At 67.2% G+C, this 18,842-nt stretch carries 17 protein-coding genes; 9 read left to right on the forward strand and 8 right to left on the reverse strand.

Annotated elements, in window-relative coordinates; all coding sequences use genetic code 11:
* Positions 1-13 precede the first annotated feature (13 nt).
* Positions 14-631, forward strand: a complete 618-nt coding sequence (locus AB0K35_RS22745) for an NUDIX domain-containing protein (protein ID WP_308193383.1) — start codon at positions 14-16, stop codon at positions 629-631.
* On the opposite strand, the gene AB0K35_RS22750 is transcribed toward AB0K35_RS22745, so the two are convergent.
* Both AB0K35_RS22750 and AB0K35_RS22755 read right to left on the reverse strand, forming a co-directional pair.
* Positions 600-1,691: a sugar phosphate nucleotidyltransferase gene (locus tag AB0K35_RS22750; protein WP_238666635.1), complete on the reverse strand. Its 1,092-nt coding sequence runs from the start codon at positions 1,689-1,691 to the stop codon at positions 600-602. The genes AB0K35_RS22745 and AB0K35_RS22750 overlap by 32 nt on opposite strands.
* Before the next feature lie 63 nt (positions 1,692-1,754).
* Positions 1,755-2,900 (reverse strand): glycosyltransferase family 1 protein, encoded by a 1,146-nt coding sequence (locus tag AB0K35_RS22755; protein WP_238666636.1) that lies wholly within the window; start codon positions 2,898-2,900, stop codon positions 1,755-1,757.
* A 154-nt stretch (positions 2,901-3,054) separates the two neighbouring features.
* On the opposite strand from AB0K35_RS22755, the gene AB0K35_RS22760 reads away from it, so the two are divergent.
* Positions 3,055-3,744 carry a TIGR03089 family protein gene (locus AB0K35_RS22760; protein WP_238666637.1) on the forward strand — a complete coding sequence of 230 codons (690 nt, stop codon included), beginning with the start codon at positions 3,055-3,057 and terminating at the stop codon, positions 3,742-3,744.
* Positions 3,745-3,859: 115 nt separating this feature from the next.
* On the opposite strand, the gene AB0K35_RS22765 is transcribed toward AB0K35_RS22760, so the two are convergent.
* Both AB0K35_RS22765 and AB0K35_RS22770 read right to left on the reverse strand, forming a co-directional pair.
* A complete protein-coding gene (locus tag AB0K35_RS22765; RefSeq protein ID WP_363887361.1) occupies positions 3,860-5,857 on the reverse strand; it encodes an acetoacetate--CoA ligase in 1,998 nt (665 codons plus the stop codon).
* 143 nt (positions 5,858-6,000) lie between these two features.
* Positions 6,001-6,519 (reverse strand): hotdog domain-containing protein, encoded by a 519-nt coding sequence (locus AB0K35_RS22770; RefSeq protein ID WP_091394150.1) that lies wholly within the window; start codon positions 6,517-6,519, stop codon positions 6,001-6,003.
* Between the two features lie 23 nt (positions 6,520-6,542).
* Between AB0K35_RS22770 and AB0K35_RS22775 the strand changes: the two genes are divergently transcribed.
* Positions 6,543-7,214, forward strand: a complete 672-nt coding sequence (locus AB0K35_RS22775; protein ID WP_238666639.1) for a hypothetical protein — start codon at positions 6,543-6,545, stop codon at positions 7,212-7,214.
* Between the two features lie 103 nt (positions 7,215-7,317).
* On the opposite strand, the gene AB0K35_RS22780 is transcribed toward AB0K35_RS22775, so the two are convergent.
* The gene (locus tag AB0K35_RS22780; protein WP_238666640.1) at positions 7,318-8,610 is read right to left on the reverse strand and encodes a multidrug effflux MFS transporter; all 1,293 of its coding nucleotides are present in this window, start codon (positions 8,608-8,610) and stop codon (positions 7,318-7,320) included.
* A gap of 305 nt (positions 8,611-8,915) precedes the next feature.
* Here AB0K35_RS22780 and AB0K35_RS22785 point away from each other — a divergent pair, with 305 nt between their 5' ends.
* From AB0K35_RS22785 to AB0K35_RS22805, 5 genes are read left to right on the forward strand one after another with little or no spacing between them, the layout of a single operon-like run.
* Positions 8,916-9,467: an RNA polymerase sigma factor gene (locus tag AB0K35_RS22785; RefSeq protein WP_238666641.1), complete on the forward strand. Its 552-nt coding sequence runs from the start codon at positions 8,916-8,918 to the stop codon at positions 9,465-9,467.
* Complete coding sequence (locus tag AB0K35_RS22790) at positions 9,464-10,267, forward strand: zf-HC2 domain-containing protein (RefSeq protein ID WP_238666642.1); 804 nt, start codon at positions 9,464-9,466, stop codon at positions 10,265-10,267. Before AB0K35_RS22785 ends, AB0K35_RS22790 begins: the two co-directional genes overlap by 4 nt.
* A 34-nt stretch (positions 10,268-10,301) precedes the next feature.
* The gene (locus tag AB0K35_RS22795) at positions 10,302-11,102 is read left to right on the forward strand and encodes an ABC transporter ATP-binding protein (RefSeq protein WP_363887388.1); all 801 of its coding nucleotides are present in this window, start codon (positions 10,302-10,304) and stop codon (positions 11,100-11,102) included.
* Positions 11,099-12,487, forward strand: coding sequence for a hypothetical protein (locus AB0K35_RS22800; RefSeq protein ID WP_363887364.1), 1,389 nt, complete (start codon positions 11,099-11,101; stop codon positions 12,485-12,487). The genes AB0K35_RS22795 and AB0K35_RS22800 overlap by 4 nt, the downstream gene beginning before the upstream one ends.
* Positions 12,484-13,098: a hypothetical protein gene (locus AB0K35_RS22805; RefSeq protein WP_238666644.1), complete on the forward strand. Its 615-nt coding sequence runs from the start codon at positions 12,484-12,486 to the stop codon at positions 13,096-13,098. Before AB0K35_RS22800 ends, AB0K35_RS22805 begins: the two co-directional genes overlap by 4 nt.
* Before the next feature lie 792 nt (positions 13,099-13,890).
* On the opposite strand, the gene AB0K35_RS22810 is transcribed toward AB0K35_RS22805, so the two are convergent.
* The 3 genes from AB0K35_RS22810 to AB0K35_RS22820 are packed head-to-tail and all read right to left on the reverse strand — an operon-like array spanning position 13,891 to position 17,551.
* Positions 13,891-16,362 carry a COR domain-containing protein gene (locus AB0K35_RS22810; protein ID WP_363887366.1) on the reverse strand — a complete coding sequence of 824 codons (2,472 nt, stop codon included), beginning with the start codon at positions 16,360-16,362 and terminating at the stop codon, positions 13,891-13,893.
* Complete coding sequence (locus tag AB0K35_RS22815; protein ID WP_363887368.1) at positions 16,362-17,120, reverse strand: hypothetical protein; 759 nt, start codon at positions 17,118-17,120, stop codon at positions 16,362-16,364. Before AB0K35_RS22815 ends, AB0K35_RS22810 begins: the two co-directional genes overlap by 1 nt.
* A 20-nt stretch (positions 17,121-17,140) precedes the next feature.
* Positions 17,141-17,551: a VOC family protein gene (locus AB0K35_RS22820; protein ID WP_363887371.1), complete on the reverse strand. Its 411-nt coding sequence runs from the start codon at positions 17,549-17,551 to the stop codon at positions 17,141-17,143.
* Positions 17,552-18,612: 1,061 nt separating this feature from the next.
* Between AB0K35_RS22820 and AB0K35_RS22825 the strand changes: the two genes are divergently transcribed.
* The coding region (locus AB0K35_RS22825) for a transposase family protein (RefSeq protein WP_363887374.1) at positions 18,613-18,842 on the forward strand (230 nt) is incomplete at its 3' end.

The raw sequence follows: 18,842 nt of genomic DNA on the forward strand, positions 1-18,842 counted from the left end.
GTACAGTGGCGGGGTGCCCGACACAGTGATTACCGGCCCGACCGCCCAGACGACCGACCCCGAGGCGTACAAGGCGCTGCACGCCGACGCCACCGCGTTGCTGGAGGGTTGGCAGCCGACCAGCCCGGACGCGGCCGGCGCGCGGGACCGAACCCTCGCGCTGCTCGCCGTCGGCCCGGTCGCGATGAGCCGGCAGCACCGCCCCGGGCATGTCACCGCCAGCGCGTTGGTGCTGGACTCCACCGGCTCCCGGGTGCTGCTCTGCCTGCACGTCAAGTTCGGACGTTGGGTGCAGCTCGGCGGGCACTGCGAGCCGATCGACCAGACCCTCGTCGCCGCGGCGCTCCGCGAGGCCACCGAGGAGTCCGGGATCGCCGGCCTGCGCATCGACCCGGTGCCGATCGACGTGGACGTGCACCAGGTGCAGTGTCAGGGCGGCTCGGCGCACCACGACGTCCGGTTCGCGGTTATCGCCCCGCCCTCGGCTGTGGAGCAGGTCAGCGACGAGGCCGAGGAGCTGGGCTGGTTCCCACCGGACCAGCTGCCCGAGCCGCTGGCCGGCGGGACCGCCCACCTGATCGCACCGGGCCTCGCCGCCCTCAGACGTAGCCCTCTTCGCCTCGCTCCTTGAGCTCGTCGACCAGGGCCTTGACGTCCTGCGCCCGGTCACGCGGGCAGACCAGCACCGCGTCCGGGGTGTCCACAACGATCAGGTCGCGCAGGCCGAGCACGGCCACCAACCGACCCGACTGCGGGACGACAACGAGGTTGCTGCTGTCCCGCAGCAGCACGCCCGGCTTGGCCTCGGTGCCGAGCACCACGTTGCCCGCGTCGTCGGTTGCCAGCACGTCGCCCAGGGTGTGGAAGTCACCGACGTCGTTCCAGCCGAAGTCGCCCGGCACCGTCGCTACCCGACCCGCAGTGGCCGCACCCTCCATCACCGCGTAGTCGACGGAGATCTTCGGCAGGGTCGGCCAGATCGCGCCCAGGACGTCGTCCTGCTCCGGGGTGCCCCAGGCGGCGGCGATCGCGGCGACGCCGGCGTGCAGCGCCGGCTGCTGGCGGGCCAGTTCGGCGAGGAAGACGTCCACCCGCCACACGAACATGCTCGCGTTCCACAGGTGCCGGCCCGAACGGACGTACGCCTCGGCGACCTCGGCGGCCGGCTTCTCCTTGAATTCGGCCACCGGCCGCCACGGCACACCCTCGGTCGGATCGCCGGTCTCCAGGTAGCCGTAGCCGGTCTCGGCGCGGGTCGGAGTGATCCCGACGGTCATCAGCATGCCCTGCTCGGCCCCGCGGACCGCCTCCTGAACAGTGCAGACCCAGCTGTCCGTGTCGCGGATCAGGTGGTCGGCCGCGAAGCTGCCCATCACCGCGTCCGGGTCCCGCGCCGAGATCACCGCGGCGGCCAACGCGATCGCTGCGCAGGAATCCCGGGGGGAGGGCTCGACCAGGATGTTCTCCTCCGGCAGCACTGTCAGCTGCCGTGCCACCGCCGCGACGTGCGCGGCACCGGTGACCACAAGGGTCCGATCCGGTGTGGTCAGCGGCGCGAGCCGTTCGACTGTCGCCTGAAGCAGCGAGGCGCTGGTGCCGGTCAGCGGGTGGAGGAACTTGGGATGGCCAGCGCGGGACAACGGCCACAACCTCGTGCCACTGCCACCTGCCGGAATGACCGCATAGAGCATCCGCACATCATGCCCGACGTACCTGCCCAAAGTGGCACGGGTCACCCGCAGTGGTGCGGAGGGTCAGGAACGGGCGCGACTCCACGCCGCGATGTGCACCTCGGCGCTGGACTCCCAGGTGAACTCCTTGGCCCGGTCGAACCCCGCCTTCGCCAGCGACAACCGCCGCTGCTCGTCGTCGAGCAGGGCGGCCAGGTCGGCGCCGATCTGCTCCGGGTCCTCCGAGGTGTACGCGACAGCGTCGCCGCCCACCTCGGGCAGCGAGAGCCGGGGCGTGGTCAGCACCGGTGCGGCGCATGCCATCGCCTCCAGGATCGGCAGCCCGAACCCCTCGCCGTAGGACGGGTAGGCAGCGACCAGGGCACCGCCGAGGAAACCTGGCAGGTCGGCGTAGCGCAGGTAGCCGGGGCGCAGCAGACGCAGGTGCGACGGCACCTCGGCCACCGCCCGGTCGATGTCCTCGTCGTGCCCCTGCCCACCGGCGATCACCAGGGCCGGCGGGTCGACCCGGTCAGCCACCGCCCGCGCCCACCCACGGATCAGGTTGGGCACGTTCTTCCGAGGCTCCTTGGCACCGAGGAACGCGACGTAGCTGCTGTTGCCCAGCCCCAGACGTGCACGTACCCGAGCCTTCTCCTCCTCGGTGGGAGCGTGGAAGGCAGCCTGGTCGACGCCGTGGTAGGCCACGTCGATCCGCGTCGGATCGGCGTCGAGCAGCCGGATCAGCTCGTCCCGGGTGGCCTTGCTGGGCACTATCACCCGGTCGGCGCGGCGCAGCGAAGTCTTGATGGCGCTGCGGAAGAACGTGCGGCGCGACTTGTCGTAATGCTCCGGCTCAGTGAAGAACGTCGCATCGTGCACGGTGACCGTGACCGGGCACCCGGCCCGCAGCGGGCAGGTGTAGAAGGGCGAGTGCAGCACCTCTGCGCCCACCTGCTGGGCGAGCAGCGGCAGGCCGGTCTGCTCCCAGGCGAGCCGGGCCGGGCGGTGCGCCACGGCGGCCGGAGCCGGGATGATCTCCGCGCCGGGCAGCATGCGGGTGTACCGCTCCAGATCGGTGCGGAGGCTGACCACCGCCAGCTCCACCCCCGACCCGCACACCTTGCCGAGGGCGCCGAGCAGACCGTCGACGTATCGACCGACACCACCACGGTCGGTGGGGACACTCGTGGCGTCGATGAGCACGCGGGGCGGGCGACCGGCGGTCACGGGGCGACTCCTTGAACTGGCGGGCCTGTGGGGAACAACACTCCGGGGGTAAAGCCTACGCCGGGGCGCGGGGCCGACGCTGACTGCGACCCGACGGTACGCCGACTTGTCATCGTCATCGAGTACGGCCCGCACTGGCGTATCGTTCGCGCCGATGGCCGACAACATTGCCCGGGTGTTCGCCGACGCGATCGCGACCGACCCGACCCGACCGCTGCTCACCTGGTACGACGACGCCACCGGCGACCGCACCGAACTCTCCGGCGTCACGTTGGCGAACTGGGTGGCGAAGACCGCCAACCTCCTCGTCGACGAGGTCGGCCTCGCGCCGGGCACCCCGGCCGGCGTGCTGCTGCCGCCACACTGGCAGACCGCGGCGGTGCTGCTGGCCTGCTGGTCGGCCAAGCTGAGCGTCGTCGACACGCCGGGCGACGTGGGGGTGCTCTTCGCCGCCGTCGACCAGTTCGACGAGGCGCAGTCCTGGTCCGCCGACGAGCGGTACGCCCTCGGGTTGGCTCCGCTCGCTGCCCCGCTCCGGCAGGTGCCGCCCGGGTTCGCCGACTACGTCGTCGAGGTACGCGGGCACGGTGACCACTTCACGCCGCAATCCGGCCCGGGCCCCACCGACGCGCACCTGCTGGGTCGCGCCGAGGCCCGCGCCACCGAGTTGGGCATCCTCCCCGGCGCCCGGGTCCTCATCGACGCGGCCCGGTACCCCGACCCGGTCGACTGGCTGCTGGCCCCGCTGACCCAAGCCGCCACAGTGGTCCTCTGCGCCAACCAGGACCCGGCCCGCCTGGCCGCCAGGCTGACCGCAGAGAAAGTCACCCACCCCCTCCCCTGACCCTCCCTGCCCCACCCCCCTGCTCCCGCGATCTTGCAGTTTCGGTTGCCGAGATGCGCGGAATGCCCCTTATCTCGCGGCAGAAAGTGCAAGATCGCGGGGGTCAGGGCGGGGGTTAGGGGCGAGGACGGCGTTGGGCGAAGGCGGCGAAGGCGGTCAGGGACTCGGGGTTGACCAGGGCGCCCTTCGCTGCGGCCTGGTCGACAGGGGTGCCGGTGAGGATCTTCTTGACCGGCACCTCCAGCTTCTTCGCCGAGAGGGTGCGGGGCACCGAACGCACCTGGTGGATCTCGTCGGGCACGTGCCGGGGTGAGAGCGCCGTGCGCAGTTCGCGGCAGATCTTCGCGCGCATCGGGTCGTCCAACTCCAGACCCTCGGCCAGCACCACGAAGAGCAGCAGCTCACCGGCGCCGCCCTCGTCGTCCTCCAGGTGCACGACCACCGAGTCGAGCACCTCGTCGAGCCCTTCCACCACCGAGTAGAACTCGGCGGTGCCGAGGCGCACCCCACCACGGTTGAGGGTGGCGTCGGAGCGGCCGGTGATCACGCAGCCACCCCGCTCGTTGATGGTGATCCAGTCACCGTGCCGCCAGACGCCCGGGTAGACGTCGAAGTACGCCTCCGCGTAACGGGTGCCGTCCGGGTCGTTCCAGAAGCCCACCGGCATGCTCGGCATCGGTTCGGTGATCACCAGCTCGCCGAGTTCGCCGATGACCGGCGTGCCGTCGGCGGAACGCGCCTCCACCTTGGCGCCCAACGCCCGGCAGGCGATCTCACCGGCGTACACCGGCAGCAGCGGCACCCCGCCGACGAAACCGGTGCACACGTCGGTGCCCCCGGAAAGCGACTGGAGCTGGACGTGGTCGCCGACGGTCTCGTACACCCAGCGGAAGCCCTCGGCGGGCAGCGGCGCACCGGTGGAACCCACGCCGCGCAGCGCCGACAGGTCGGCGACCTCCCGGGGGACCAACCCGGCCTTACGGCAGGCCAACAGGTACGGCGCGGAGGTGCCGAAGTACGTCGTCCCGGTCTCCGCCGCCAGCCGCCACAGCCCGCCGAGGTCAGGCTCAGCCGGCCGGCCGGGCTCCGCCCGGACTCCCGGGTTGCCGTCGAAGAGCACGATGGCCGCCCCCACCGCCGGGCCGGAGACCAGGAAGTTCCACATCATCCAGCCGGTGGTGGTGAACCAGAAGAACCGGTCGGCCGGGCCCAGGTCGTGGTGCAGCGCGAGCATCTTCAGGTGCTCCAGCAGGATGCCGCCGTGGCCGTGCACGATCGGCTTCGGCAGCCCTGTGGTGCCCGAGGAGTACAGCACGTAGAGCGGGTGGTCGAACGGCACCGGCGTGAACGTCAACGGCTCGTCGGTGGGCGCGGCCAGTTCGGCCCAGCCCAGCGCGCCCTCGGGTGCGGGGCCCACCGGGTCGAGGTAGCCGATGCTGACGGTGTGACGCAACGACGGCAGGGCGGCCCGGATCGCCGCGACCTCGGCACGCCGGTCCACCGGCTTGTCGCCGTACCGGTAGCCGTCCACTGCGACCAGCACCGTCGGTTCGATCTGCTGCCAACGGTCAGTGACGCTACGGGTGCCGAACTCGGGCGCGCAGGACGAGAAGATCGCGCCGAGGCTGGCGGTGGCCAGCAGCAGGACGTACGTCTCGGCGATGTTCGGGGCGTACGCCGCCACCCGGTCACCGGCGGTGACGCCGAGCCGGCGCAACCCGGCCGACACCCGGCGGACCTGCTCGCGCAGCTCAGCGGCGGTCAGCGTGACCGGCGCCCGGGTCTGCCCGTGCGCGATGACCACCGGGTCGTCGTCGGCGCGGCCCGGCATCCGCAGCACGTTCTCGGCGTAGTTGAGCCTGGCGTCGGGGAACCAGCGCGCGCCGGGCATCCCCCGCTCGGCGAGGGTGGCGCTCGGCGGTGTGTGCGCGATCACCTCGAAGTGGTCCCAGATCGAGCGCCAGAACCCGTCCAGATCGGTGGTGGACCAGCGCCACAGCGCGTCGTAGTCGGCGAAGTCCAACCCGCGGTGCTCCCGCAGCCAGCGCAGGTAGGCACCGATCCGGGACCGCTCGCGTACGTCCGCCGGCGGCGTCCACAGCATGTCACCCACTGCTCCACCCTCCCCCTGGCCCGACACGACACTGTGACTGGGCCGTGGCGCCATCTTGCCCTACCTCGAAGCGCCATTCTGCGCACCGGGTAGGTCGACCGACGCGTGCCCGTCCCACACTCCGACCCGCCACCTCATGTGGGTCAGCCGGCGCGGTGGGCCTGGATGGCACGGCGGCGGGCGAGGCGGTGCGCGCGGCGGATCTCCGCCTCCTTGTACCGGCGCTCGTCCTCCGCCGTCTCCGGCAGCACCGGGCGGACCGCCCGCGGCGCCCCGCCCACGTCCACGCCGACGAACACCAGGTACGCGGTGGCCACCCGAACCGGCGCGTCCTCGGCCGAGTCCCACCGTTCGGCGACCACCCGTACGCCCACCTCCATGGAGGTCTGGCCGGTCCAGTTCACCTGGGCGTGCGCGTGCACCAGGTCGCCGACCCGGACCGCCTCGGAGAAGACGATCTCGTCGATCGCCGCTGTCACCGCGGTCCCGCCGCTGTGTCGGGCGGCAGCGGCCCCGGCCACGTCGTCGACGAACTTCATCAGAACCCCGCCGTGCACGGTGCCGTAGAGGTTGACGTCCACCGCAGTCATGATCTTGCTGAGAGTGACGCGCGAGTACGACGTCGGCTTGCCGGTTGGAGCGGCGGAGAGGTGCTCAGTCATGTCGAAAACGGTACGGTGCGCGGATGCGACATCTCTGGAGCTTCCTCGCCGGGCTGGTGGTGGCGCCCATCACCTGGGTGCTGGTCACACTGGGGCAGGACGGGTCGAGCCGGACGGTCGACCGCTGGGTGGAGATCGGCACGTTCAACACCGCCAACCTGATCGAGCCGGCCGTGTACCTCGGTGTCGGCGGTGTCCTGCTGGGCCTGCTCGGCACGCTGCGCTTCTCGCCGTTGGGCCCGTTGGTGGCCGGTGCGCTGCTGGTCACCCCGTACATCGGGATGTTCGTGGCGCCCTTCTCGGTGCGGGACGCGATCCCGCACGAGTGGAAGGTGTTCGGCGATCCGTTGCCGCTGCGACTGCCAGTGGAGAACGGCACGCTCTTCCTGCTCGGCCTGCTGCTGCTGATGGCGACCTTCAGCCAACAGCGTTGGCGGCAGTGGCCGAGCCCGGCGACCGAACCCGCTGCGGCACCCGCCCCCGCGTCGGACGGAGGCCCCCGCAACGACGACTTCACGTTGACCGACTGGCCGGCCCCCGCGCCCGCCGAGCGTGACACCACGCCCCTCACTCTGGGTTACCCGGCCGACTCGACGCCGACCGAGCCGCTGCCCCGCCGGGTGGGTGGCGAATCACCCTGGTCCGCCCCACCGCGCGGCCAACCGCGCCCCGAGGACACCACCGAGATCCGCTGATCGTCGGGGCGGGCCGGTGAACCGGCCCGCCCCTTTCGTCTCTTCCGGGCTGGTGCAGCGTGACCGCTCTTTTGGGCCGGTGCAGCGCGACCGCTCTTCCGGGCTAGTGCAGCGCGACCGCCAGATCCGGGTCGACGCTGCCGAGGCTGGCACGGGGAACCACGAGGAGCATGACGATCAACGCGGCGGCCATGCCACCCGCTATGACGATCGCCATCGGTACGCTCCCGGTGCCGAACAGACCGGCCAGTGGCGCCGACACCGCGCCGATGCCGAACTGCACCGCGCCGAGCAGCGCCGCAGCGGTGCCAGCGGCCTCGCTGTGCCGGCTCATGGCCAGCGCCGGCGCGTTCGGCAGGGCCAGGCCGGCGGCGGCCAGGACCAGCCACAGTGACGCGAGCAGCGTGCCCAGGCCGCCGACGCCGGTCGCCGCGAACATGATCAGCAGCAGGCCGGCCGCCGTTCCGGCGATCAGGGCGCTGACCAAAATCTGCTGCGGGGTGTAGCGGCGCAGCAGCCGAACGTTGAACTGGGTGGCCCCGATCAGGCCCACCGCGCCGGCCCCGAAGGCGATGCCGAACTGCTGCTCGTCGAGGCCGTACTCCTGCTGGAGCACGAACGACGAACCCGAGACGTACGCGAACAGGGCCGCCATCGCCAGCCCGGCGACCAGCACCAGGCCGACGAACGCCCGGTCGTTGACCAACCCCCGGTAGTCGCGCAGTGTGGCGCGTACCCCGCCGTGCCGCCGACGCGCCACCGGAAGGGTCTCCGGGAGCCGGAGAGCGGCCACGACGATCAGCAGCGCGCCCAGCACCGCCAGCGCCGCGAAGACGCCCCGCCAGTCGGTCCAGCTCAGCAGGCCGCTGCCCAGCGTCGGCGCGAGGATGGGCGCCAGGCCCATGACGAGCATCAGCCGGGAGAAGATCCGGGCGAAGGAGGCCCCGCTGAACAGGTCGCGGACCACTGCCGTCGCGACCACTGTGGCGGCGGCGACGCCGAGCCCCTGGAGTACGCGCAGCCCGCCGAGCACACCGATGTTGGGCGCGAAGACGCACAGCACGGACGCCACGATGTGCGCGGCCAGCCCGGCCAGCAGCGGCACCCGCCGACCGACCACGTCGGAGAGCGGCCCGATCAGCAGTTGGCCCAGCGCGAGGCCGACCAGCGTGCCGGTCAGCGTCAACTGCACAGCGGTCTCGGTGGTCTCCAGGCCCGCCGTGATGGCGGGTAGCGCGGGCAGGTACATGTCGATGGTCAACGGCCCGATCGCGATCAACGCGCCCAGCACGAGGACGAGTTGTGCCCGCTGACGGTTGGTCATCAGGTCGCCGGGCAGCACTTCTTGCGCGACGGCGGAATCGCGTCCGGTCTTCTCCACCAACTGCTTCATCATCTCGATCTCTCTGCGGGGCGCGTCGTCACAAGCGGCGGCGCGGGGCGTCACCGCGACCGCGTGGACGTGCGGCACGGTGTGGGATGCCCGACGGTGGGCAGCGTTGATGTGACGAGGCAGGGTCGTGGCGGGGCGGCCGGGTGGGGCGATGATCCGAGGGTGATCCTCTCGCTCGGCAACACCTCGGCGGCGGGCGACGTTCCCGGTGTGTGGGGAGTCACCCCGCCCCGCCCACCCGATCCGAATGTGACCGGGGTCACAGCGAGATCAGAACCGGGGCCGGGGTACGCGTCGTCTTGCCTGGTGTGAAACGAAGTCTGGACGGGCTCGACGAGGGTGAACTCCTTCGCCGCGTCGCTCGGGGCGACCGGCGCGCGTTCGACGCGCTGTACCGGCGTACCGCCCCGTGGTTGACAGCGCGACTGCGTCGACGCTGCGCCGACGAGGACGTGGTGGCCGAGGTGTTGCAGGAGACGTACCTGGCGGTCTGGCGGTCGGCCGGCAGCCAGGCTCAGTCCTCCACCTCCGGCAGCGCTGTGGGCTGGTTGTGGACGATCGCCGCGCACCGGCTGATCGACGCGTTCCGCCACCGGGCCCGACGGGAGCGGGTCCCGACGGTGCAGACCTTCGAGACGGTGGCCCCGGCGGCCGAGGACGAGGCGCTGGCCGGCGGGATGGACGCCAACCTGGAGCGTGCCCTGCACGAGCTGCCGGCGGAACTCCGTCAGGTGCTGCGTTCGATGGTCCTCGACGGGTTGACCGCGCGGGAGACCGCTCTGCTGCTCGGCATGCCGGAGGGGACCGTGAAGACCCGGGCCCGACGGGCCCGAATCGCCCTCCGGGAGGCGCTGTCATGACCACTCACCCGACGCCCACCCTGATCTCCCAGTACGCCTCCGGTGCTGCCGGTGTCGACGACACCACCATCTGGGCGGTCGAGGCGCACCTGGAGACCTGCGCCGCCTGCCGAGCGGTGCTCACGGACGCCGTCGACCCGGGCACCCGGGACCTGCTGGACCGGGTGGCCGACGGCATCGCCACCGGAATCGCCACCGGCCCGCCTCCGGTGCCCCGTCGCCGGCTGCTGCGCACCGGGGTCGCCGCCCGGGTGCTGCCCTGGCTGGTCACCGCCACCGGGTTGATGCTGGCCGCGGTCCTGTTCGAGTGGACGTTCAACAGCCTGCCGTCGCTGGTGCTGCTGATCGCGCCAGTGGCGCCGCTGCTGCCGGTGGCCGCGGTCTGGAGCCGGCGCCTCGACCCGGCCTGGGAACTGACGGCCACCATGCCCCGCACCGGCCTGCCGCTGCTGATGCGCCGCACGTTGGCGGTGCTGTCGACGGTCATACCGGTGCTGGCGGTGGCGGGCTGGGTCACCGGTCACTCCCCCGGCCTCTGGTTGCTGCCCGCCCTGGGGTTCACCGCCGGCGCGTTGGCACTGGGCACCGTGGTGGGGGTCGACCGCGCCGCACTCGCGTTGACCGTCGTCTGGTCCACCGGTGTGGTCGTGCCGAGCCTCGCCGACGGGCGACTTCCGACGGTCCTCAGCGGCGGCAGCCTGCCGGGGTGGGCGCTCGCCACAGTGGCGCTGACGGCCGTCGTACTCGTTCGAGCCTGGCGACGGCCGCACGAACCGCACCAGAACCTTCTGCACCGATGACGAGATCGAGCCACTGCCGAATGGAGAGATCATGATGCGTACGGTCAGCGTGGCCGAGACCGCCCCGTCCACCTACGCGTGGGCGGTGCACGCCGAGAAGTTGCAGGTCCGGGCCGGCCGGCACCTCGCCGTCGACCAGCTCGACCTGAGGTTGGGCACCGGTGTGCACGGGCTGCTCGGCCCCAACGGCGCCGGCAAGACGACGTTGATGCGAGCCCTGGCCACCGTGTTGAAGCCGGCCGGTGGGCGGCTGGCCCTGCTCGGCGGCGAGGTCACCGGCAACGCCGACCTCCGCCAGGTACGCCGCGGCCTGGGCTACCTGCCGCAGCACTTCGGCTTCTACCCGCGCTTCACGGTCCGGGAGTTCGTCGAGTACATCGCCTGGCTCAAGGAGATGCCGAAGGCTGTCATCCCTGGCGCGGTGCAGCGGGCCGTCGAACGGGTGGGCCTGACGGACCGCGCCGACTCCCGGATGAAGACACTGTCCGGCGGGATGCTGCGCCGCGCCGGCATCGCCCAGGCGATCGTCAACGACCCGGCGGTGCTGCTGCTCGACGAGCCGACTGTCGGCCTGGACCCGGAGCAGCGCCTCGACTTCCGCGAGCTGCTGCGGGAGATCGGCCTGGACAGCTGCGTACTCGTCTCCACCCACCTGGTCGAGGACGTCGCGGTGGCCTGCTCCGACGTGGTGCTGATCAGTGAGGGCCGGTTGGTGTGGCAGGGCACCACGGGGCAGTTGACCGAGCAGGGTGGGGCCGGCGACGCCGGTGACAGCGCCGCCGAACGTGGCTACTCGTCGGTGCTGCGCGCCTACCGTGAGCGGGTGTCGGCATGACGGGACGCATCCTCCGCATCGAACTGCGCCGCTCGGCGGCGCTGGGCACCGCCCTGTTGATACTGGTGAGCGGCGCGGTGTTGCTGCTGTCGTCCACCCAGTTCGTCGCGGGGCGCTGGATGCAGCTGGCGGTGATGGCCCGGTCGCTGCTGATGGTGCTGCTGCCGCTCGCGCTGGCCGGCGGGGCGTGGATGGGCCGGCGCGACGCGCGCCACCGCGTCAACGAGTTGTTCGCCAGCACCGTGCGGCCTCGGTGGCAGCGCGTCGCCCCGACCGCCGGCGCTCTCGCGGTCTCGGTGGTGACCGCGTACCTCCTGGTCTTCCTCATCGCGGCCGGATGGGTGGTGCCGACGTCGAACTACTTCCCGAGCGCGACGATCGTCGTCGTCGCGGTCGGCATTCCGGCGCTGATCGCCGCTGGTTGGCTGGGCATGGCCGCCGGCCGAGCCGTACCCCGGGTGATCACCGCGCCGGTCCTCGCCGTGGTCGGCTTCGTCCTGGTGGGGCTGGTGCCGGAGTTGGCCACGTCGCCCGCCACGGGCCCGGGCCTCACGCAACTCCCCCCGGAGCCGGCGGCCGTGCTGCTCGTGCCGGCGATCACCGGCCTGGACGACTTCCAGACGATCGCGACGCGGGTCAGCCTGCTCCAGGCGCTGTGGCTGGTGTCCCTCGCCGCGACCGGCCTGCTGCTGCTCGGCGCGGTGCGGCGCCGCGCGATCGCGTTCGCAGTGCTGCCGGCGCTGCTCGGCGTCGCGGTAGCGCTGCCACTCCTGCCCGTCGGCGGAATCCGCGGGGCGGCTGTCGTCGACCCGGTCGCCATCGAGCTGGTCTGCGACAACGACGGCCCGCAGGTCTGCGTGACGCGGGCACACGCCGGGCTGCTGCCCGCCGTCGTCGGCCCCGCCCGCCAGGCGCTCGACATGATGGCGGCGAAGCTGCCCAACGCACCGGTCCGGGCGGTGGAGACCCAACAGGTCACCTACTGGGGGCAGCCGGACCTGGATGCCGGACCGGTCCGACACTCCGCCGACACGATCGTCTTCGACACCCCCACCATCGACCGCGTCGGCCGCGCCGACCTGTCCGGCGACTACTTCCTGCCGTCCCTGCTGGAGGCCGCCTGGCAGCAGGAGTGCGGCGACCAGTCGATTCGGGGCGACGTGTACCGGGCCCGGATGGTCGCCGCCGCCTGGCTGACCGGTCGACCGCCGGCCCCGCAGACCGGATGGGCACCCGAGGAGATGGCGCTGCTGAAGAGCGCGTACCAGTCGCTGGTGAGCCTGCCGGAGGTCGAGCAACGACGTCGGATGGCGGCGGTACGCGAGGGCGTACTGGCCTGCCGGGACGACGAGCTGGTGGCGATCCTGCCGGGAGATCAGCAGTGAGGTGGCTTCAGCTTCACCTGCGCTCCCGCCGGGTGCCCGTCGCCCTGACCACCGCGACCTCGTTGATCGCGCTGACCTGGGCCCTGTCGCTGGCCTACACCGACTCCACGACGATCAGCGCAAGGACGGCCAGCCTCGTCATCATGCTGGCGGTGGTCGCTGTCGGCACCACCCTCAACGGCGCCGACGACGCCCTGGACCACACGATGGCGGTCAATTGGCCGGTACGCCGTGCCGGGCACCTGCTGCTCGCCGCCGCCGCGATCACCGGGCTGCTGTCCCTCAGCATGATCACCGACACGCGCTACGAACCGTTCTCCCTCGTGCTGCGCAACACTGCGGGGCTGCTCGGGCTCACCGCGCTCGGCGCCACGGTGCTGGGTGCCGCCCTGGCCTGGATCGCCCCACTGATCTGGACCCTCATCGCGGTGCTGCCGATGATGGGGCCCAGCCAGGATCTGAAGATGCAGGTTGTCGGCTGGCTGATCCAACCCGCCGGGACCACCAGCGCCACGGCGTGCGCGGCCATCCTGGCGGTGACGGGTCTGCTGGCGTACGCCCTGCGGGGTTGCCCCGTGCGGCCGGTGAGCGAGACGGCCCCCAACCGGTGACTGACGCTCCGGTGCTCACGAGAGCCGACTCACTCAGGCACCGACCTTCACCATCCGAGAGCGAACGACTTGCGGCGGCCTTTCCGTCGGAAATAGCCCAGGGCGGGTACTAGTTGGACTATTTCAGACGGAATGGACGAGCGCGGGTGTCGGAGTCAACACCCAGTGGCCATTTGGGTTGAGCCAGACCCAGGAAGTAAAACGACTCTGGCTCATAATTGACGAGACCGATGCCAACGAGTCGCGTACCGCCGTCCGAAGCTAAGGGCTGCCACCTCAACTACGTACAACTTCTCCTAACCGGCTACGGCAACCGCTCTCCCGCCCATTCGAAAGTCGAGTCGAAGTCTTCCAGCGTGCGGTAGGTCAATATGCTCCTACCAGACCAATCCGGGCGGACAAAAAGCGGAGAGTAGACCGCGACTTCGTCCATCGAGTCGTGATGGTGGGCTAGGCCAACGAAAAGGTAAAGAAGTTCCGGATGCTGTTTGTGGCGATAGATTCCCGACTTCATGGCTCGACACTACCATGTCGGCCCTCAGAGAGTCCGACATAAGCTCGCGGCCTTGGACACGTTCTGCAGGAGTAGAGAGCTCCTGATTGGTTAACCCATTGTGGGGGTTTGAGCCGGCACTGCAGGGACCGGCACGAAGGCGTGCGCGAGGCGCTAGACGAAGCATCAGTCCTTGGCCATCGACAGCACAAGGCCGCTGTGTTACGTGAGCAACAGCGCAGGCCTAAGCCATGCCCTTACACTGAGGCAGTAAATTCGAAGACGCGAAGCGGCAATCGTCAAGATTGAGAAATTATAGAAATAACAGAGTTGGCGAGTTCGGCGACCGGGGCGACTGCTGCGAACGCCGCAAGCGCCCTGTGCGCCGCCGCAGCAAGACGAGACTTATCATTCGCTACTGCAGCATCGGAAATCTCCTGAGCCAGTACACGGCCCTCAGAGTGGTTAGTCGACTCTAATTCTCTAACCAGCTGGGCTACAACGCTCTTCATCTCGCCGGAGTTGATGTTGAATGCGTGGCCGGCGCCAAAACTAACCGCGCTTCTGTCAAAGTTGTAAACCGGACCACTCATTAACAACCTTCCGCCCTGGTTATTGACCCCGAACAGCAGCGATTGAATGTCTCTTCTGACGCCGGCCTTCCCCAGCACGAGTTCCCTCTCGCCCATCAGGTAAAGGCCAAGCACTTCGTCGTATTCGACCGTCGCCCCATCGTCCCCCACAGGAATATGTTCAGCGATTGAAATATCGCCGAAGGCACCCGCGACAGACCTGATCATTAGACGAATAAAGCCAAGGTAACTTATCCTATCCGGCCCCCAACACTTGAGGCGGATCTGCCTGTCGTGCTCGTCAGCGATGATCAGCGCGAATGCATCAACACCTGAACTTCTCAATAGCGCACCTCTACGCCATGCTTTCGTGGCCATAACATCAGAGGCAAGCCTTACTAGTGAACGCGCATGGAGGAATGACGGGTCGCCGTCGACACTGATGGTGTGTCGCACTACCTCGACCTCGGGCACGTCGATGTCCTGAGGGGCAATATTCGGCAACAGATCCGGAATCACCAAAACACCGTCGGGGAGCCTTAACGCAAAGTCGTAATCAATAAGACAATCTCGAACCAAAGAAATGTCTCTGGAGGATGAAAAACCAGCGTCAGCCAAGATGGACCCTAAGGCCGCCTCAGGTACCAACCCTTTGGATTCTCGGGCGAATTTTGAGGTGATCACAGCGTAGACCATGTCAAGAATCCGCTGGGGATCCGTGACGATGGTCCATGGCTTTGCTCGGTCGAGTACGACTACCGACCCTATATCCCGCAGAAAATTCAGCAGCACTGTCTGCTCGGCGGCATCAGCACATCCTTCCGAACGACATATTTCCCTATACCCGTCGATGCTAATTGTCGGCGTCGGCGAGTGAGAGAGTCTGTCATGAACAAGCGCCCAAGTGACAGGGATCGAACGCTGGGATGATCTGGCAGCAACAGATGCCGTGGCCAACTCACTTATTCGTCCGGCCAAATGGTTGACACCCTCCCCTGTCTTACAAGACGTCCGGAAGTAGTCTACGACGACTCCGTACTTCTCGGATAGGAAACGACGGTCGACATCAAATCTTGCTTCCAAGTCAACTTTATTCAAGACGACCAGGATACGCGCACTGCGGTTGGTGCTTCTAACTACCTGCAACCAGTATTCCAGCGCAGTTGGCTCCCGCACGTCGACGGCGACTACAAAAATCTCGCCTCCGGCCATAAAGAATCGATGAGCAGCATGCATGTAATCTTGGCCACCGAAATCCCATAGCAGAATCTCCGAGCTGTCCGCCGTCAGCCACTTAGATATTTTTACGCCAAGGGTTTCACGTCGGCGTGATCCAAAAGAATTCTGCGACAATCGTTCGATCAAGGAGGTCTTGCCGACTCGCGGTGGGCCAAGGACGAGGATCCTCACTCGGCTCTCAAGCTGCGCGGCCCCGCTGTCCAGGGCATAGAAGTAGGCGCGTATATCGGGTATCCCCCGTACGGCGATTTCCAAAGGTGGACTGCTGAGTGGATTGTCATAGACCCAGAAAGAACGTAAATTCTGCAGTCTGGCAATTGACGGCGGAAGGGCGGTTAGCTGGTTGCCGCTAATAGCCAGACTCTCAATGCTTGGAAGACTGCCAATCTCATCGGGTAGGCTTCTCAGATCATTGCCGGAAATATAGAAATTCCGCAAAGACTTCAACCTATTTATCTGCCTGCTCAGCGTGGATATACTGTTTTCGCTGACATCCAGCTCATCGAGTTGCGCGAGAGCGAATATCTCGTCTGGAAGGTGGGAGAGGCGGTTATTTCGCACATTCAGCGTACGTAGTTCCGCAAGATTCCTAATGTCCTTAGGTAAGTCCTGAATCAAATTTCTGCTCGCATAAAGGCCTCGAAGGCGCGAGAGTCTTCCTATACCTCCGTCAAGGCTACGGAGTTGGTTCCTTGAAAGCTGCAACTCTCGCAACATTGTCAAGGTAAAGATCACCGGCGGAATTTGGGAAAAGTGATTCCTGCTCAAGTTCAGAATCTCGAGCGATGAAAGCCGAGCAAGGTCCTCGTGCACTTCGTCCAAGCCAGCAGAGCTAAGGTCAAGCTGCTGAATTATCGAATATTCCGAAGCTTCTAGGTCAGATAATGCAACAGGCTCACCCGATGCCGTACGGGCGCGGGCACCAACAGCCATCAGCCACTGAAGAAAAGTTGCCGCCATTATTGCACCACAGAGGCAGGTTGCGGAATGAAGGCTGAGTCCAGTATGTCGAGTTGTTTCGGAAGAGGCACCGTCGACTGGAACACATTTCGTCCCACACACACACCGGCATAACCTGCTGCCGCCGCTCTGGTGACACATTTACGGTAGTCTGAACTGAGTTCGCCGCCGGGATACAGCAATGGAACGCCAAGCCCTACGAGGGTGCCGTTCGACAATTCGTCGAGGATGGTCCCGGGACCAACCTTGATCAGATCAACGCCAATCTCTGAAAGGCTTCTGACGGTGCCCATGAACTGCTTAGCCGAGGTCCAGTCGTCACCGTTAAGCATGAGGAGGACTGGCATGCCCAAAGTATGAGCCTCATGAGACAGCAGGGCAAGCCGTTCTACAACTCCGGGCCCATACATCGCATCCGCCTGAAGTTGTATCGAAACGGCGTCAGCGCCGGCGGTTGCCGCGACAGCAGGCATGGCGAGAGGAACACGGTCAAGTGCATTTACTGAATGCATAGGCATTCCGACAAGTTGAGCAACAATGGACATCTGCGCTGGCGGGTTAATATGCCTCATCACACCAGTGTTGAGAACAGCGGCTGGAAACCCGAACCCGTAGAGCGTGGCGCAACAGTGATTCAATTGCCTGAGCGTTGAGATGCCTTGCACCTCACCGGATGAAAGTCCATGGTCGAGTGCCGCGATGCAGTAGTACCCGTTCCGGGTCAGCCTAGCGAGTCGCCGAGCAACGCCTGTCGCCATAGGTCATTTCCTGTCCTCGACTATAGTCCGCGCCTGTCTTCCAACACTTCAACCAAGATGCCGCTGGGATCCTTCATGAAAAAGTAGACGACGCCCGTCTTCCCCTCGCGCACCTCCACCTCTTTGGCAACTCCGGCCTGAAGCACGAAGGCCTTCGCGTCCTGGACTGACTCAACTTGGAGCGCAAAGTGTTTGACGCCGATTCGAGGCAGATCCGTACCGAGAGCGGAGGCACTCTCTGGCGCCGGAACTTGATCTCTGTAGCAGAAAATTTCAAGGAAAAAATCGTCGAGCTTAAGGTGGGCAATCTCCGATTCTCCTTCGGGATCCCGCCAACGCAACGCTACTTTAAATCCAAACTTTTCATAGAAGGAAATTGATTGATCCAAATCGACTGCGCTAATTGCAGCGTGATGGGCTCTAAATCTCACTGGACCCTCTCCGGGCTCTCGATCTTGGTAAGGGCGATGTGCAAGGGCGGACGTTCGGAGCTTCAGTGCGAAGATAGTTCTGACGATGCCGCCCGTTGGCCGCAGAGACTGTCGGCTATCAGACAGTTGAGCCCACTCGGACGGTTGTCCTACTCGTCAGAGCCACAGACCATCACCTCGCAGGCAAGCGCGAGGCAGGCCATGGAAGACCCGGCCGGGGTAGACATCACCGTAAAGAAGCGCCCCGTCGCTGGGGGTCTGAGCCGCGCTGACCGGCCAGTTGTCGGTCGACCCGAGTAGCAGTCGAGACGATGAAGACCATCAGGCCACCAAAGTCACCCGAAAAATCTTGGTCAATCTGCGCCACCCGAGGATCTTGCCCGGGTCGAATGTTGCGCCGCTGTTCAACGGCGGGAGGGACGACGGCGGTGTACTGCTACCGCTGAGGTCGAACAGCGCTTGTGCCAGAATCGGCAGAGGCGCTGTTCAGCCTGACGGCACCGCTCGTGCGGGTTCCTTGAGGATCGGGCGGACCACCATCGCGGCTTGGGTGCCCTGACTTCAGCACCTTCGCGGCAGGTTGTGCAGGTAAAGAATCCGGCACCGCTGCCACGACGCGACGGCATCAAGCTCCGATCGTGTCCACGGGGCTGGTGCAGCAACTGGAGATGACCAGCCCAACGCCGACGCCGAGACCCGTTTAAGGGCCACCCGGTCGTCCTGTGATCTTGACCATTACTCAGCGCCTGGCAGGCTTTGGCGTCGGACGTTCCGCCAGCGTTGGCTGGGCAAGGCTTTTGAGGATGACATCCCATGGGGCACCTGACCGTCAGGGTTGACCGAAAGACACCATGGCCGTCACCTCACCTGACACAGGGCGTTCGCAAGATCGAGGTTTGACCGGATGGTCGGTTATGGGATAGTCACGCCGGTTCCGGCGGGTACGTAGAAGAGCGCGGCCTTCTGGTGATCATTCAGGTGTCTAGGCTGGATGATCGAGAAGGACCGCGCTCGTGGAAGCATCATCGTTGATCGGCGGGTTGTCTGCACACTTGAACGGCGTGTCGGATCTTGGGGAGCGGGACGCGCCTGGGTTGTTGCAGGTGTTGGCGCAGGTGCCGGACCCGCGAGACCGGCGGGGCCGGATCCATCCGTTGCCGGGTCTGCTGGCGGTCGCGGTCGCGGCGGTGGTCTCGGGGCAGAGCAGGGTCGTCGAGATCGTTGAGTGGGCCGCGGATCTGCCAGACGTGGTGTGGGACCGCCTTGGGGCGGCCCGGGACCGGCTCACCGG

Origin of the sequence: Micromonospora sp. NPDC053740 (assembly GCF_040677775.1) — a bacterium.
In the GTDB taxonomy this organism is placed as follows: domain Bacteria; phylum Actinomycetota; class Actinomycetes; order Mycobacteriales; family Micromonosporaceae; genus Micromonospora; species Micromonospora alfalfae.